The following is a 15,806-nucleotide window of genomic DNA, read 5'->3' as shown; positions in this document are numbered from 1 at the left end:
GGATTGGATGCGTGCCGTTCCCGAGCAGATCCGGCCCTGGGTGCCGGGCACCTACGTCACCCTGGGCACCGACGGGTTCGGCTTCTCCGACACCCGGCCGGCGGCGCGGCGGTACTTCAACACCGACGCCGAATCGCAGGTGGTCGCGGTACTGGAGGCGTTGGCACGCGACGGTGAGATCGACCCGTCGGTGCCGATCGCCGCGGCCCGCCAGTACAAGATCGACGACGTGCAGGCCGCCCCGGAGCAGACGTCGGACCCCGGCGTGGCCTGACGGGCCTGCGCGGACCCCCGCCCGGCACCTGACGAATGTGCGCCCAGCCGCACGGTGGTGGTCGAGCGTGCGGCTTGCCGCGCACTCGGGCGCCCCCGCCCTACTTGAGGCATTCTTAAGGACGCCACGCGCCACCTTTGGGGGAAACTTCTAGAAAAGACGCGTAGGTTTTAGGGGTGAATGACAACCCCTTCGCCGGTCCGTTCGCCAAACAGCCGCGATCGCCACTGGAGCTGCTGGACACGGTGCCGGACTCCGTTCTGCGCCGCTTGAAGCAGTACTCCGGGCGGCTGGCCACCGAAGCGGTCTCGGTGATGGGCGATCGGTTGCCGTTCTTCGCCGACCTGGAGGCATCGCAGCGCGCCAGCATGGCGCTGGTGGTGCAGACGGCCATCAACAACTTCGCCGAGTGGATGCAGGACCCGCACAGCAACGTCAGCCACACCGCGCAGGCCTTCGAGCTGGTGCCCCAGGACCTAGCCCGCCGCATCGCGCTGCGCCACAGCGTCGACATGGCGCGCGTGACCATGGACTTCTTCGAGGAAGTGGTCCCGCTGCTGGCTCGCTCCGAAGAGCAGCTGACCGCGCTGACCGTGGGCATCCTCAAGTACAGCCGCGATCTGGCGTTCACCGCCGCCACCGCCTACGCGAACGCGGCCGAGGCGCGCGGGACCTGGGACAGCCGGATGGAAGCCAGCGTCGTCGACGCGGTGGTCCGCGGCGACACCGGCCCCGAGCTGCTGTCCCGCGCCGCGGCCCTGAACTGGGACACCACGGCCCCGGCGACGGTTGTGGTCGGCACGCCGGCCCCCGGCCGGGACGGATCGACCGGCCCCGACGACAGCGAGCGCGCCAGCCAGCACGTCCGCGACATCGCCGCACAGCACGGACGCGCGGCCCTCACCGACGTGCACGGCACCTGGCTGGTCGCGATCGTGTCCGGCCAACTGTCGCCAACCGACAAATTCCTCGGCGACCTCCTGGTGGCCTTCGCGGACGGGCCCGTGGTGGTCGGACCCACCGCGCCCATGCTGACGGCGGCCTATCACAGCGCCAGCGAGGCGATTTCCGGCATGAACGCCGTGGGTGGCTGGCGTGGAGCGCCGCGTCCCGTGCCGGCCCGTGAACTGCTGCCCGAACGGGCGCTGATGGGCGATGCGTCGGCGATCGTGGCGCTGCATACCGACGTGATGGGCCCCCTGGCCGACGCGGGTCCCACGCTGATCGAGACTCTTGACGCTTACTTAGATTGTGGCGGCGCGATTGAGGCTTGCGCCAGAAAGTTGTTCGTTCATCCAAACACCGTGCGCTACCGACTCAAGCGGATCACCGACTTCACCGGCCGCGATCCCATGCAGCCGAGGGATGCATATGTCCTGCGAGTGGCGGCCACGGTCGGCCAGCTCAACTACCCGACCATTTCGTCAAGCGCCGACAACAGCGCCATGCCGGCGGTTCCGCTGCCGGTCAGGGGGGTTGCCGTGCGGCAGTCCGGGTGACAGTGACCCAGGCAACAGATCGCGGCGCGATATCAAACCCATAGCTTAAGGAGCTGTTTTGTAGGGAGTTCACAAAAACCTAAGACGAGGTTCATAATCTGATACACCCGCCAAAACCGTTTCCACAGTGTTCTCTTAAACACGTGATTGCATTGCTTGCGCCCGGACAGGGTTCGCAGACCGAGGGGATGCTCTCGCCATGGCTGGAGCTCGCCGGCGCTGCTGACCAGTTGGCGCTGTGGTCCAAGGCCAGTGGCCTCGACCTCGTGCGCCTGGGCACCACCGCATCGACCGAAGAGATCACCGACACCGCGGTCACCCAGCCGCTGGTCGTCGCCGCCACGCTGCTGGCCCACCAGGAGCTGACCAAGCGCGGGCTGCTGTCGGATGCGGAGCTGGTCGTCGCAGGCCACTCCGTCGGAGAGATCGCCGCGTACGCGATCGCCGGCGTGATCGCCGCAGACGACGCCGTCGCGCTGGCCGCCACCCGTGGCGCCGAGATGGCCAGGGCTTGCGCCGTCGAGCCCACCGGCATGTCGGCGGTGCTCGGAGGGGACGAGGGCGAGGTCCTTGCCCGGCTCGAGCAGCTTGATCTGTTCCCCGCCAACCGCAACGCCGCCGGGCAGATCGTCGCCGCCGGCTCGCTGTCCGCGCTGGAGAAGCTGGCCGAAGACCCGCCGGAAAAGGCGCGGGTACGCGCCCTGGGGGTGGCCGGAGCGTTCCACACCAAGTACATGGCGTCGGCGCTCGACGGCTACGCCGCCGCGGCGGCCGCCGTGCAGACGTCCGAGCCCACCGCCAAGCTGTTGTCGAACCGCGACGGCAAGCCGGTCGCGTCGGCGGCCGCGGCGATGGAGGCGCTGGTCGCTCAGCTGACCCAGCCGGTGCGCTGGGACCTGTGCACCGCGACGCTGCGTGACCTGGAAGTCACTGCGGCCGTGGAGTTCCCGCCCGCGGGAACCCTCACCGGCATCGCCAAACGAGAACTTCGGGGGATCACGGCTCGGGCCGTCAAGTCTCCCGCAGACCTGGACGCTTTGGCCGAGCTCTAAAGCCAGCTCGACCAGTTGCACAACCAGTACAACCGCATAGCACGTCAATTCGACTAACTCACAACACATTACGAAGGGAAGCACGCTGTGGCTGTCAGCCAGGAAGAAATCATCGCCGGTATCGCCGAGATCATCGAAGAGGTAACCGGTATCGAGCCCTCCGAGGTCACCCCGGAGAAGTCCTTCGTCGACGACCTGGACATCGACTCGCTGTCGATGGTCGAGATCGCCGTTCAGACCGAGGACAAGTACGGCGTCAAGATCCCCGACGAGGACCTCGCCGGTCTGCGTACCGTCGGTGACGTCGTCTCCTACATCCAGAAGCTCGAGGAAGAGAACCCCGAAGCTGCCGAGGCGCTGCGCGCCAAGCTGGAGACCGAGAACCCCGAGGCGGTCGCCAACGTCAAGTCGAGGCTGGAAGCGGACAGCAAGTGAGCAAGCCTTCCACTGCTAATGGCGGTTACCCCAGCGTTGTGGTAACCGCCGTCTCGGCGACGACATCGATCGCGCCGGACATCGAGAGCACGTGGAAGGGTTTGTTGGCCGGCGAGAGCGGCATCCACGTCCTCGAAGACGAGTTCATCACCAAGTGGGACCTGCCCGTCAAGATCGGTGGACACCTCAAGGAGCCCATCGACGAACACATGAGCAGGCTCGACTTGCGCCGCATGTCCTATGTGCAGCGGTTGGCCAAGCTGCTCAGCGGTCAGTTGTGGGAGACCGCCGGTAGTCCGGAGGTCGACCCCGACCGGTTCTCGGTCGTGGTCGGCACCGGGCTCGGCGGCGCCGAACGGATCGTGGAGAGCTACGACCTGATGAACGAGGGTGGCCCCCGCAAGGTGTCGCCACTCGCGGTTCAGATGATCATGCCCAACGGCGCCGCGGCGGTCGTGGGCCTGCAGCTCGGCGCTCGCGCCGGGGTCATCACCCCAGTGTCGGCCTGCTCGTCGGGCTCGGAGGCGATCGCCCACGCGTGGCGTCAGATCATCATGGGTGACGCCGACTTCGCCGTCTGCGGCGGTGTCGAGGGTCCCATCGAAGCGCTGCCGATCGCGGCGTTCTCGATGATGCGGGCCATGTCGACGCGCAACGATGAGCCTGAGCGCGCATCGCGGCCGTTCGACAAGGACCGCGACGGCTTCGTGTTCGGTGAGGCCGGGGCCCTGATGATCATCGAGACCGAAGAGCACGCCAAGGCCCGTGGCGCCAAGCCTCTGGCCCGGTTGATGGGTGCCGGCATCACCTCCGACGCGTTCCACATGGTGGCGCCTGCGGCTGACGGCGTCCGTGCGGGCCGGGCGATGACGAGGTCGCTCGAGCTCGCGGGGTTGTCGCCGGCGGACATTGACCACGTCAACGCGCACGGCACCGCGACGCCGATCGGTGACACCGCCGAGGCCAACGCCATTCGGGTCGCCGGTTGTCAGGAAGCGGCGGTGTACGCACCGAAGTCGGCTCTGGGGCACTCCATTGGTGCGGTCGGAGCTCTGGAATCTGTTCTCACGGTATTGAGCCTTCGGGACGGCGTGATACCGCCAACACTCAACTACGAAACACCCGATCCCGAGATCGATCTGGACGTTGTCGCGGGCGAACCTCGCTACGGCGATTTCCGTTATGCGATCAACAACTCGTTCGGGTTCGGTGGCCACAACGTGGCACTCGCCTTCGGGCGTTACTGAGCACGGAAGGAACGTTCGCAAGACCCATGACAGAGCTGGTTACCGGGAAAGCGCTCCCGAACGTGGTCGTCACTGGCATCGCCATGACGACCGCGTTGGCTACTGATGCCGAGAACACCTGGAAGCTGTTGTTGGACAGCCAAAGTGGTATCCGCAAACTCGAGGATCCGTTCGTCGAGGAGTTCGACCTGCCGGTGCGCATCGGCGGGCATTTGCTGGAGGAATTCGACAGCCAAATGACCCGCATCGAATTGCGCCGGACGGGCTACCTGCAGCGGATGTCCACTATTCTGGGCCGCCGGGTCTGGGAGAACGCCGGCTCCCCCGAGGTCGACAGCAATCGCCTGATGGTGTCGATCGGCACCGGTTTGGGATCGTCGGAGGAGATGGTCTTCAGCTACGACGACATGCGCGCTCGTGGCATGAAGGCCGTTTCTCCGCTGGGCGTTCAGAAGTACATGCCCAACGGCGCCTCGGCGGCGGTGGGACTGGAGCGCCAGGCCAAGGCCGGCGTGATCACGCCGGTGTCGGCGTGCGCGTCGGGTTCTGAAGGCGTGGCGCAGGCGTGGCGCAACATCGTGTTCGGCGAGGCCGACATCGCGATCTGCGGTGGTGTGGAAACGCGTATCGAAGCGGTGCCCATTGCGGCGTTCGCCCAGATGCGCATCGTGATGTCGACCAAGAACGACGACCCGGCCGGCGCGTGTCGCCCGTTCGACCGCGACCGCACCGGCTTCGTGTTCGGCGAGGCCGGCGCGCTGATGGTCATCGAGACCGAGGAACACGCCAAAGCCCGCGGCGCCAACATCTTGGCCCGCATCATGGGCGCCAGCATCACCTCCGATGGCTACCACATGGTGGCCCCGGACCCCAACGGCGAACGCGCCGGCCACGCCATGAGCCGGGCCATCCAGCTTGCGGGCCTGTCCCCCAACGATATTCACCACGTGAACGCCCACGCCACCGGCACCTCCGTCGGTGACGTCGCCGAGAGCAAGGCCATCAACAACGCGCTGGGCGCTCACGGCGGGAACGCGGCCGTCTATGCCCCCAAGGCCGCACTGGGCCACTCGGTGGGCGCGGTCGGAGCCGTGGAATCCATCCTGACCGTGCTCGCGCTGCGCGACCAGGTAGTCCCGCCCACGCTCAACCTGGAAAACCTCGACCCCGAAATCGACCTCGACGTCGTGGCCGGCAAACCACGCCCGGGCAACTACGAGTACGCGATCAACAACTCGTTCGGGTTCGGCGGACACAACGTGGCCATCGCCTTCGGGCGGTATTAAACCCGAGCAACACCGAATATCAGGAGACCTGCGATGACAATCACGGCCCCCGAGACGGTTGGCGAGTCGCTCGACCCTCGCGACCCGCTGTTGCGCTTGAGCAATTTCTTCGACGACGACTCCGTCGAGCTGCTGCACGAGCGCGATCGTTCCGGCGTGCTTGCCGCCGCGGGGACCGTGAACGGCGTGCGCACCATCGCGTTCTGCACCGACGGCACCGTCATGGGCGGCGCGATGGGCATCGAGGGGTGCACGCACATCGTCAACGCCTACGACACCGCCATCGAGGAGCAGAGCCCGATCGTGGGCATCTGGCACTCCGGCGGTGCCCGGCTGGCCGAGGGTGTGAAGGCACTCCACGCGGTCGGCCTGGTCTTCGAGGCGATGATCCGGGCATCCGGCTACATCCCACAGATCTCGGTGGTCGTCGGCTTCGCGGCCGGCGGTGCCGCCTACGGGCCGGCCCTGACCGACGTCATCGTCATGGCTCCCGAAAGCCGGGTGTTCGTCACCGGGCCCGACGTGGTGCGCAGCGTCACCGGCGAGGACGTGGACATGTGCTCGCTGGGCGGCCCGGAGACCCACCACAAGAAGTCCGGGGTGTGCCACATCGTCGCCGATGATGAACTCGACGCCTACGAGCGTGGTCGCCGGTTGGTCGGGTTGTTCTGCCAGCAAGGGCATTTCGACCGGGACAAGGCCGAGGCCGGCGACACCGACATCCACGCGCTGCTGCCCGAGTCGTCGCGGCGGGCCTACGACGTGCGTCCGATCGTGACCGCGATCCTCGACGACGAGACGCCGTTCGACGAATTCCAGGCCAACTGGGCGCCGTCGATGGTGATCGGCCTGGGCCGGCTGTCCGGCCGCACGGTCGGCGTGCTGGCTAACAACCCGCTGCGGCTGGGGGGTTGCCTGAACTCCGAAAGTGCCGAGAAGGCAGCGCGGTTCGTGCGACTGTGCGACGCGTTCGGCATTCCGCTGGTGGTCGTCGTCGACGTGCCCGGCTACCTGCCCGGTGTCGATCAGGAGTGGGGCGGCGTGGTGCGCCGCGGCGCCAAGCTGTTGCACGCGTTCGGCGAGTGCACGGTTCCACGTGTCACGCTGGTCACGCGGAAGACCTACGGCGGGGCCTACATCGCGATGAACTCCCGGTCGCTGAATGCGACCAAGGTGTACGCGTGGCCGGACGCCGAGGTCGCGGTGATGGGCGCCAAGGCCGCAGTCGGCATTCTGCATAAGAAGAAGCTGGCCGCGGCGGCGGACCACGAGCGCGAAGCGCTGCACGACGAGCTGGCCGCCGAGCACGAGCGGATCGCCGGCGGCGTGGATAGCGCCATCGAGATCGGCGTGGTCGACGAGAAGATCGACCCGTCGCACACCCGCAGCAAGCTCACCGAGGCACTGGCCCAGGCGCCCGCGCGCCGCGGCCGCCACAAGAACATCCCGCTGTAAATCCCGTCGACGCTGTCCGTCGTCACAGGGTGATCCTGGAATCCGACAGCGCAGGCCGCTATCGGATTCCAGAAGTTTGCAGTCATCCCGCGGGTCGGCCCAGGATCGCCGAAAGCGCTTGCCGCAGTTCCCCTTTGGGATCGGCAGGGAGATCATCGACGCGCCATCCGACGAAGTCGTCCGGCCGGATCAGCAGCGCCCCCTCCGGGCGCAGCCCGGTAGCCGCCGCCCACTCGTCGCTGTAGAAGCGGTGGGCGGCCAGCGACACCGAAGCCGCTGCCGCACACCATCGCTCGTCCCCGGACAGCACGGTGAATCGGGGCCCCAGCAGGTCGAGCGTCGAGACTCCCTCGCGCACCCAGACATGCGGCAGCCGAGTGCCGGGTTGAGCGCGCAATTCGTCCACCAGGCCACCGCCGTCCGTATCGCGTGTCACGACCGCGGCCGAGTGGTACCGGTATCCGATGAGCAGGGCGAACATCGAGCACTCCTCGTCGGCAGGCAATTGCGGCGCATCGCCACCCGCCCGCAGCAACGCCACCGACGGCCCGGTGAGCGACTGACGCGCGGCGAATTGACCTACCGGATGACGCTCGTCCTGGTAGGTGGCCAACAGCTCCGGTGCGGCGGTGCCCTGCAGGACGGCGGCGAGTTTCCAGGCCAGGTTGTGCGCGCTCTGGATGGCGGTGTTGGCTCCGCCGGCTTTGAACGGCGGCATGGTGTGCGCCGAATCGCCAACGAGAAATGCTCGCCCGCAACCGAATTGGTCGGCCACCCGTTCGTATGGTTGCCACGCCGCGACTTCGATGATGTCGATGTCGATCCGCTCGCCGATCGCCTTGGTGAGCATCTCGCGGCACCGGTGCGGGGTGAACTGTTCGGCACTTTCGCCTGCGCCGGGGAAGTAGGTGGTGATGAACATGCCGAGGTCGCCCTCGGCGACCAGGAATATGCCATCCACGTCGTCGCTTTTGACCTGCACGCCGTCGCCGTCGTGCAACTCCGGGATGAATTGTCGCCATGGCGCCCGGAAGTAGACGAACACGACATAGATAGGCAGGGCGCCGTACCCGGATGTGGTGATGCCCAGCCAATCGCGGATGGGGCTGTGCACGCCGTCGGCGCCGACGAGATAGTCGGCGCGGATCATCTCCGACTCCCCCGACTCCGTGTGGCGTACCACCGCGGTAACCCCGGTTTCATCCATCTCGATCGAGGACAGCTCCGTGCCATAGCGCACTTCGCTGCCGCCCCGTCTCGTCGCGTCGCGCAGGATCGGCTCGAGCCGGCTCTGAGGGCAATACTGCGCCGCCGGCTCGGGGCTGATGTTGTCCAGGCCTGTGAAGACCGCGGCGACATCGAGGGCCGGCTCTTGTGCGGCGCTGTTGAGCGTGGGCCTGGCTACCAGTGCCGAGACGTGCTCGGCGACTTCTCGCACCTCCTCCCGAACCCCTAATCCCCGCAGGATTTCCGAGCTGCGGAAACTCAGGTTGCGGGCCTTCGGGTAGAGGAAGAATTCCCGTCGTTTCTCGACGAGGAGCGAGCGCACCCCGTGCTGGGCCAGCAGCGCGGACATGGCGAGGCCGCCAACACCGGCTCCGACGATCAAAACAGGGACACGCGCCGCCATCGCAATCACCTCCAAGCACAACATTTTGGCAGAGACTACCATTAGACATTAACTTTCATAATCACGAACGGTTTCATTACGAGGCGGGGTGGCTTCCAGAAATTCCAGCTAAAGGCCGTTGCGCCGTGAGCAGGAGTGGGTAAACAACGCCTAGCGCGGCATCAGTTGGAGTGAGTCCTAGTCGAAAGGGGCATCGGATGGCTCGTGAAGAGGGGGGCCGGTGGGACGTCGGCATCCAGAACAACGCGGTTCAACTCGAGCGCATCTCTGAGAGCGACGATCGCGTATTCGATGATTCGCTAACGCCCGAAGAGGCCCGTGACCTCGCTGGCCTGTTGACGAAGTTCGCAACCAAGCTCGAAGAGGCCGCGGATTCGGACACAAGCAAGGACTCGAAGGACTCGAAAGACAGCAAGGACTCCAAGGACTCCAAAGAGTCCAAAGACTCGAAGAACTCCAAGGACTCCGACGAAGACGAAGACGAAGACGCCAAGGATTCCAAAGACTCCGACGAGGACGAGGACGAGGACGACAAAGACTCTGAGGACTCCGACGACGAGGACTCTAAGGAATCCGAGGACTCCAAAACGTCGTCGGACTAAGTCCGGTGCTCGGCGGGCGGGCGGCTACCCGATTCGCCCCAAGAATTCGGTTGCCACTGGAACAACGCGCTGTCGATCGCGCGCCACCAACCCGATCCGGGTCCGGCGATCGACGATGTCGGAGACATCCAGCGCGCCCTCATGGGTTATCGCGTACTCGAATTCCGCTCTGCTGACGTCGATTCCATCGACGACCGGTTCGGTGGGACGTTCGCAGGTGGCGGAGGCGATCACCTTGGGCGCCTCAGCCCCGTAGCGCTGCACCAGTGACTCCGGCAGCGCGGCGTCCGACGCCGCGATCACCCCGGGGTTGGCTGGTGCTCCGATCAGCGGCAGATTGCGAGTCTGGCATTTCGCGGCGCGCAGCCGCCGCACCCGAATCGCGCGATCCAGCACATCCTGTGCCATATAGCGGTATTCGGTCAGCTTGCCGCCGATCACGCTGATCACCCCGGACGCCGATTCCACGACGGCGTGTTCGCGGGAGACGTCAGCGGTGCGGCCTTCGCCGGTGTCGATCAGCGGGCGCAGGCCGGCATAGGCGCCGACCACGTCGGTGGCGGTGAGCCCGGTCCCCAATCCGGTGTTCACCGTGTCGAGCAGGAACGTGATTTCGTCAACCGACGGTTCGGGCACGTCGGGAACGGGGCCGGAGGCCGCCTCGTCGGTCAGACCAAGGTAGACGCGGCCCAGCTGTTCGGGCATGGCGAAGACGAAGCGGTTGAGCTCACCTGGAATCGGAATAGTCAGCGCCGCAGTCGGATTTCCGAAGGCTTGGGCATCGAATACCAAGTGCGTGCCCCGGCTGGGCCGCAACCGCAGCGAGTCGTCGATCTCGGACGCCCACACCCCGGCCGCGTTGATCACCGCGCCCGCCGACACATCGAATGATTCCCCTCCGCGCATGTCGGTCAGTCGCACCCAGGTGCCCGTGGCACGTGATGCCGACACCTGGGTCAGGATTCGGGCGCCATGCTGCGCCGCTGTGCGGGCGACCGCGGTGACCAGGCGGGCGTCGTCGATCAGTTGACCGTCGTAAGCGAGGAAGCCGCCGTCCAGACCGTCGCGTCGCACGGTGGGAGCCATCTCCACGACGCGCCCAGCCGAAATCCGGCGCGAGCGCGGCAGTGTCGACGCCGGGGTTCCGGCGAGGAACCGCAATGCGTCACCGGCCAGGAACCCGCCTCGCACCAGCGCCCGTTTGCCCGAACTCATTGACGGCAGCAGGGGCACCAATTGGGGCATCGCACGAACCAGGTGAGGCGCGTTGCGCGTCATCAAGATCCCGCGCTCGATGGCGCTGCGCCGGGCAATGCCCACGTTCCCGGTCGCCAGGTAGCGCAGCCCGCCATGGACGAGCTTGGAACTCCACCGACTGGTGCCGAACGCGAGATCGTGTTTCTCCACCAGCGCCACCCGCAGGCCGCGCGCCGCGGCATCCAACGCGATCCCGGCACCGGTGATGCCACCGCCGATCACCACCACGTCCAAGGGCTCACCGTCGGCGAGCGCGGTCAGGTCGGCCACGCGGCGCGCCGCGTTCAGAGCGGTCGGATCAGGTATCACGACAGATATCCGTTCAGCGAGTAGGCAAGCTCGGTGACCAGCGCCTCGGCGTCGAGCATCGCCTCGACTATCCCGGCCGACTGGATGGTCGATTGCGCGATCAGCAGCACCATGGTCGCCATCTGGACCGGGTCGCCGAGCCGGACGCTGCCGTGTCGCTGAGCCACCCGCAGGCGGGCGGCAAGCGCCTCGATCAGCATGCGCTGGCTCGTCCCCAGGCGTTCGGTGATGTACGTCGACGCGAGATCCGAGTGCAGCACCGACATCACCAATCGGTCTGCCCGCAGCAGATCGGTCACCGTAACTATCTGTCGCACAAGCGATTCGCGATCTTCCCCGAGTAACGGCGCGTCACGCATCGCTTCGGTGATGCGCTGGGTCAAAAGCGCCGCAACGATCGACTGCGTGTCCGGCCATCGCCGGTACACCGTTGGCCTGCTGACGCCCGCGCGGCGGGCTATCTCGGCCAGGGTGACTCGGTCCACGCCGAAATCCACCACGCAGCTGCCCGCAGCGGCGAGGATCCGCTCGCCGGTGTCCAACTCTGAGTTACGGATTGACAACATATGTAATACTGTAACGCATGACGGACCCTCAGGGCCTTTTGCCGCCGATGAAATGGAACGCATGGGGAGACCCCGCGGCGGCCAAGCCGCTGTCGGAGGGCATCCGGTCGCTGCTGCAGCAGGCCGTGGGGGTCGAGGAGTCCCACGCGGCCGAGCTGCTTTCCGACCAGGTGCAATTACGCCCGTCGGCGTTGTCACAGTCCGATCGGGAGGCCTTGGCCGCCATCGTCGGCCCCGAATACTGTCGCACCTCGGACCCCGATCGGTTGCTGCACGCGGGCGGCAAATCCACCATCGACCTGCTCAACCGCGCGGAGCGGGGCACCCAGGATGCGCCCGACGCCGTATTGCTACCCGGCGATGACGACGCCATTGCCGCGATCCTGCGCCACTGCACGCAACATCGCATCGCCGTCGTGCCCTTCGGCGGGGGCACCAGTGTGGTCGGCGGCCTCAATCCCGACCGCGGGGAGTTCTCCGCCGTCGTCTCGCTCGATCTTCGTCGGTTCGACCAATTGATCTCGCTGGACGACGTGTCCGGCCAGGCCGTTTTCGGGGCCGGGGTGACCGGCCCGGACGCCGAACGCCTCCTTGGCGCACAAGGCTTTTCGCTCGGACATTTCCCGCAGAGCTTCGAGTACGCCACCATCGGCGGCTTCGCCGCGACGCGCTCATCCGGTCAGGACTCGGCGGGCTACGGCCGGTTCAACGACATGGTGCGCGGGCTACGCGTGGTCACTCCGGTGGGCACGATGGACCTGGGTCGCGCACCGGAATCCGCCGCGGGTCCTGACCTGCGCCAGCTGCTGATCGGCTCGGAGGGCACTCTGGGCGTCATCACCCAGGTGCGGCTGCGCGTGCACCGTGCGCCGGAAGCCGTGCGCTACGAGGCGTGGTCGTTCCCCGATTTCGAGACCGGGGCCGGGGCCCTGCGCGCCGTCACCCAAAATGCCACCGGCCCCACCGTCATTCGGCTCTCCGACGAGGCCGAGACCGGAGTCAACCTAGCCACCACCGAGGCGATCGGCGAATCCCAGATCACCGGCGGATGCCTCGCCATCACCATGTTCGAAGGCACCAAGGAACACGTCGAAAGCCGGCACGCCGAAACCAGTGCACTGCTGAAGGCCCGGGGCGGAACCTCGCTGGGCGACGGTCCGGCGCAGGCGTGGGAGCGCGGCCGGTTCGGGGCGCCGTACCTGCGCGATTCGCTGCTCGCGGCGGGCGCGCTGTGCGAAACGCTGGAGACCGCCACCGACTGGTCGAATATCTCCGCGCTGAAAGCCGCTGTCACACAAGCACTTACCGAGGCCCTCGCGGCGACCGGCACACCCGCTTTGGTGATGTGTCACATCTCCCACGTCTACGCAGAAGGAGCCTCGTTGTATTTCACCGTTGTCGCCGGGCAACGGGGCAACCCGATCGAGCAATGGAAAGCCGCCAAAAAGGCCGCGTCGGATGCCATCATGGCCACCGGCGGGACCATCACCCACCACCATGCGGTCGGTGCCGACCACCGGCCGTGGATGCGCGACGAGATAGGCGAGCTGGGAGTGCAGGTGTTACGCGCGGTCAAGCAGACGTTGGATCCGGCCGGAATTCTCAATCCCGGCAAGCTGATTCCGTGACGGGCGAGTTGCGCCGCCGAGAAATCGGCAAGGTGATCGCGCTGACTAACCCGGTGTCGGGCCACGGCGCCGCGGTCCACGCCGCCCAGCTCGCGATCGCCCAGCTGCACCGCCGGGGCGTGGAGGTTGTCGAAATCATCGGCGACGACGCGCAAGACGCGCGACACTTGGTCGGCGCGGCCCTGGAGAAGGGCACCGACGCGGTCATGGTGACCGGGGGCGACGGCGTCGTCTCCAACGCCCTGCAGGTGATGGCCGGCACCGACATCCCGCTTGGCGTGATTCCGGCCGGCACCGGCAACGACCACGCCCGCGAATTCGGCATTCCCACCAAGGACGCCGAGGCCGCCGCCGATGTCGTCGTCGACGGATGCACGGAATCCATTGACCTGGGCCTGATTCGGGACAGTAACGGGGCCGAGAAATGGTTCGGCACGGTGGCGGCCACCGGTTTCGATTCGCTGGTCACCGACCGCGCCAACCGGATGAGCTGGCCGCACGGCCGGCTGCGCTACTACGTCGCGATGCTCGCGGAGCTGTCGCAGCTGCGGCTCCTGCCGTTCCGCCTGGTGCTCGACGGCACCAACGAGGTCGACGCGGATATCACGCTCGCCGCCTTCGGCAACACCCGCAGCTACGGCGGCGGGATGCAGATCTGTCCCGGCGCCGACTACACCGACGGTCTGCTCGACATCACCATGGTGCACGAGGCATCCCGCACCAAGCTGGTCCGGCTGTTCCCCACCGTGATGAAGGGCACGCACGTCAACCTCGATGAGGTGAGCACGGCGAGGGCCAGATCAATCCACGTCGAGTGCCCCGGCATCAACGTCTACGCCGACGGCGACTTCGCCTGCGCGCTGCCGGCCGAGATCTCGGCGGTGCCGGGCGCGCTTCAGATTCTGAGGCCGGCCAGGCGGTAGAAGGGAAAAACAGGCGGCCCTCCGGGGAGTGGGTGCCGGCATTCCCCGGGAACCATTAACACCTGTTCGAAAGCGCTAGCGGATGCGCTAGCTGTTTTGAGAGTCGCCTATTGCTTTCAGAGAGGCGGCTCTGGCACGCATGAGCCTCCGATCGACTAACCGACTCCCCGGCTGAGCCAGGTCACCTCTCCGACGTCGCCGCCGTCGCGGTAGGGCTCGAGCGCCTCATCCCAGGCGGTGCCCAGCACCGAGTCCAGTTCCGCGGCCAGAGTGTCGGCGCCCTGGGCCATCATCGACCGCAGTCGCATCTCCCCGACCATGACGTCGCCGTTGGCGCTCATCGCCCCGCTCCACAGGCCGAGTTGCGGGGTATGGCTGAACCGGTGGCCGTCGACCCCGGGGCTGGGGTCCTCGGTGACCTCGAACCGCAGCACCGACCAGGACCGCAACGCGTTGGCCAGTTTGGCGCCGGTGCCCACCGGGCCGACCCAGTTGGTGACCGCACGCAGCTGTCCGGGCATTGCCGGCTGGGGCGTCCAGGTCAGGTTCGCTTTGGCGCCCAGGGACGACGACAACGCCCACTCGACATGCGGGCAAACGGCCGCGGGTGACGCGTGCACGTACACCACGCCGGTCGTCACGTCGGCGAATTGGTTCGACGCTCGCATTTGCTGCTCCTTCGGTTCCACGAGGGACGTCTTCCCCAACGACCTGCGGACCCGACAAACAGGGCAGCGTGCTGAAATCTTCGATTTTTTGTGTGTCGTGCGTGTCTATTGTGCCTTGTGATACCCCTGTTGCGCTAGTGTGCGTTTCCCACTAGCTGTAAGCGGCTATCACGGCGTCGGAAATCGCCGGCCACGGCGCCAGCGCCCAGTCCCCGAATTCCCGGTCGGTGAGGACCACCAGCGCCAGGTCTTTTTCGGGATCTGCCCAGATGAAGCCCCCCGCCTGGCCGAAATGGCCGTACGCTCGCGCGGAATTGTGCGCGCCTGTCCAATGCGGCGATTTCGTGTCCCGGAGCTCGAAACCCAGCCCCCAATCGTTGGGCCGCTGCACCCCGTAACCGGGCAGAACGCCGTCCAGACCGGGAAACTGCACAGTCGTCGCCTCGGCGTGCAGGCCCCCCGAGACCGTCACCGGGCGCAACAGGTCCCGGGCAAACGCGGCCAGGTCCGCCACCGTCGAGCTCGCCCCAAATCCCGCGGCCACCGCGCCGCCATCCAGGTGGGTCGCCGCCATCCCCAGCGGTTCGCACACCGCCTCGGTCAGGTAGCGCCCGAACTCGATCCCGGTCTCCTGCTCCACGGTCTGGCCCAACACCGTGAAGCCCTGGTTGGAGTAGATCCGGCGCGTACCGGGCGCGGCCAGCACCTGGTCGGAGTGCATCGACAGACCGGAGGTGTGGGCCAGCAGGTGGCGGATGGTCGCGCCCGGCGGCGTGCTGGCGAGCCACGGCGACACCGGTCGGGTGTTCGAGCTGGCGTCGGTGACCAAGCCGCTGGCCGCCCGGGCCGTGCAGGTCGCTATCGAGGAAGGGGCGGTCGACCTCGACACGGCCGCCGGGCCGCCGGGCGCGACCATCCGCCACCTGCTGGCCCACACCTCCGGTCTGTCGATGCACTCCGACCAGGTGCTGGCCG

General features: G+C 66.9%; 15 protein-coding genes and 1 pseudogene. 11 read left to right on the top strand and 5 right to left on the bottom strand.

What is annotated here, in order from left to right; all coding sequences use genetic code 11:
- From A5652_RS19185 to A5652_RS19155, 7 genes are all read left to right on the top strand, one after another.
- Positions 1-274: hypothetical protein (locus A5652_RS19185; protein WP_197514017.1), on the top strand; the 274-nt coding region annotated here is incomplete at its 5' end.
- Positions 275-450: 176 nt separating this feature from the next.
- A complete protein-coding gene (locus A5652_RS19180; protein ID WP_067355027.1) occupies positions 451-1,773 on the top strand; it encodes a CdaR family transcriptional regulator in 1,323 nt (440 codons plus the stop codon).
- Between the two features lie 143 nt (positions 1,774-1,916).
- On the top strand, positions 1,917-2,825 hold the full coding sequence (locus tag A5652_RS19175) for an ACP S-malonyltransferase (RefSeq protein ID WP_067355026.1): 909 nt from the start codon (positions 1,917-1,919) through the stop codon (positions 2,823-2,825).
- An 87-nt stretch (positions 2,826-2,912) separates the two neighbouring features.
- Positions 2,913-3,260, top strand: a complete 348-nt coding sequence (acpM, locus tag A5652_RS19170; protein ID WP_007770614.1) for a meromycolate extension acyl carrier protein AcpM — start codon at positions 2,913-2,915, stop codon at positions 3,258-3,260.
- Entirely contained in the window at positions 3,257-4,507 is a 1,251-nt protein-coding gene (gene kasA / locus A5652_RS19165) for a 3-oxoacyl-ACP synthase KasA (RefSeq protein WP_067355008.1), read from the top strand. The genes acpM and kasA overlap by 4 nt, the downstream gene beginning before the upstream one ends.
- Positions 4,508-4,533: 26 nt before the next feature.
- On the top strand, positions 4,534-5,793 hold the full coding sequence (gene kasB / locus A5652_RS19160; protein ID WP_067355006.1) for a 3-oxoacyl-ACP synthase KasB: 1,260 nt from the start codon (positions 4,534-4,536) through the stop codon (positions 5,791-5,793).
- Between the two features lie 33 nt (positions 5,794-5,826).
- Positions 5,827-7,248: an acyl-CoA carboxylase subunit beta gene (locus A5652_RS19155; protein ID WP_067355004.1), complete on the top strand. Its 1,422-nt coding sequence runs from the start codon at positions 5,827-5,829 to the stop codon at positions 7,246-7,248.
- Positions 7,249-7,330: 82 nt separating this feature from the next.
- Here A5652_RS19155 and A5652_RS19150 read toward each other — a convergent pair whose 3' ends face one another.
- Positions 7,331-8,878, bottom strand: a complete 1,548-nt coding sequence (locus tag A5652_RS19150; protein ID WP_067355032.1) for an FAD-dependent monooxygenase — start codon at positions 8,876-8,878, stop codon at positions 7,331-7,333.
- Positions 8,879-9,075: 197 nt separating this feature from the next.
- Here A5652_RS19150 and A5652_RS19145 point away from each other — a divergent pair, with 197 nt between their 5' ends.
- A complete protein-coding gene (locus A5652_RS19145; protein ID WP_067355001.1) occupies positions 9,076-9,480 on the top strand; it encodes a hypothetical protein in 405 nt (134 codons plus the stop codon).
- 24 nt (positions 9,481-9,504) lie between these two features.
- Here the strand turns inward: A5652_RS19145 and A5652_RS19140 are convergent, their stop codons facing one another.
- Both A5652_RS19140 and A5652_RS19135 read right to left on the bottom strand, forming a co-directional pair.
- A complete protein-coding gene (locus tag A5652_RS19140) occupies positions 9,505-11,046 on the bottom strand; it encodes a glycerol-3-phosphate dehydrogenase/oxidase (protein ID WP_067354997.1) in 1,542 nt (513 codons plus the stop codon).
- Positions 11,043-11,612, bottom strand: coding sequence for a TetR/AcrR family transcriptional regulator (locus A5652_RS19135; protein ID WP_067354993.1), 570 nt, complete (start codon positions 11,610-11,612; stop codon positions 11,043-11,045). Before A5652_RS19135 ends, A5652_RS19140 begins: the two co-directional genes overlap by 4 nt.
- 47 nt (positions 11,613-11,659) lie before the next feature.
- Here A5652_RS19135 and A5652_RS19130 point away from each other — a divergent pair, with 47 nt between their 5' ends.
- Together A5652_RS19130 and A5652_RS19125 are read left to right on the top strand one after the other, a co-directional pair.
- A complete protein-coding gene (locus A5652_RS19130; RefSeq protein ID WP_369805830.1) occupies positions 11,660-13,240 on the top strand; it encodes an FAD-binding oxidoreductase in 1,581 nt (526 codons plus the stop codon).
- The gene (locus A5652_RS19125; protein ID WP_067354987.1) at positions 13,237-14,163 is read left to right on the top strand and encodes a diacylglycerol kinase; all 927 of its coding nucleotides are present in this window, start codon (positions 13,237-13,239) and stop codon (positions 14,161-14,163) included. Before A5652_RS19130 ends, A5652_RS19125 begins: the two co-directional genes overlap by 4 nt.
- Before the next feature lie 155 nt (positions 14,164-14,318).
- Here the strand turns inward: A5652_RS19125 and A5652_RS19120 are convergent, their stop codons facing one another.
- Together A5652_RS19120 and A5652_RS19115 are read right to left on the bottom strand one after the other, a co-directional pair.
- Positions 14,319-14,831: a DUF3145 domain-containing protein gene (locus A5652_RS19120; protein ID WP_067132670.1), complete on the bottom strand. Its 513-nt coding sequence runs from the start codon at positions 14,829-14,831 to the stop codon at positions 14,319-14,321.
- A gap of 151 nt (positions 14,832-14,982) precedes the next feature.
- Positions 14,983-15,612 (bottom strand): annotated as a pseudogene (locus A5652_RS19115) (serine hydrolase domain-containing protein); the annotation flags it as partial.
- On the opposite strand from A5652_RS19115, the gene A5652_RS28700 reads away from it, so the two are divergent.
- The coding region (locus A5652_RS28700; RefSeq protein ID WP_369805829.1) for a serine hydrolase at positions 15,587-15,806 on the top strand (220 nt) is incomplete at its 3' end. The pseudogene A5652_RS19115 and the gene A5652_RS28700 overlap by 26 nt on opposite strands.

It is taken from the genome of Mycobacterium sp. 1165178.9 (assembly GCF_001673555.1).
GTDB lineage: Bacteria > Actinomycetota > Actinomycetes > Mycobacteriales > Mycobacteriaceae > Mycobacterium.
This window is presented reverse-complemented; position numbering and strand designations above follow the sequence as displayed.

Excerpts from the sequence above, each read along its gene's own strand:
- kasB (WP_067355006.1), top strand. The coding sequence starts at position 4,534 with ATGACAGAGCTGGTTACCGGGAAAGCGCTCCCGAACGTGGTCGTCACT.
- A5652_RS19155 (WP_067355004.1), top strand. The coding sequence starts at position 5,827 with ATGACAATCACGGCCCCCGAGACGGTTGGCGAGTCGCTCGACCCTCGC.
- A5652_RS19150 (WP_067355032.1), bottom strand. The coding sequence starts at position 8,878 with ATGGCGGCGCGTGTCCCTGTTTTGATCGTCGGAGCCGGTGTTGGCGGC.
- A5652_RS19145 (WP_067355001.1), top strand. The coding sequence starts at position 9,076 with ATGGCTCGTGAAGAGGGGGGCCGGTGGGACGTCGGCATCCAGAACAAC.
- A5652_RS19135 (WP_067354993.1), bottom strand. The coding sequence starts at position 11,612 with ATGTTGTCAATCCGTAACTCAGAGTTGGACACCGGCGAGCGGATCCTC.
- A5652_RS19130 (WP_369805830.1), top strand. The coding sequence starts at position 11,660 with ATGAAATGGAACGCATGGGGAGACCCCGCGGCGGCCAAGCCGCTGTCG.
- A5652_RS19120 (WP_067132670.1), bottom strand. The coding sequence starts at position 14,831 with ATGCGAGCGTCGAACCAATTCGCCGACGTGACGACCGGCGTGGTGTAC.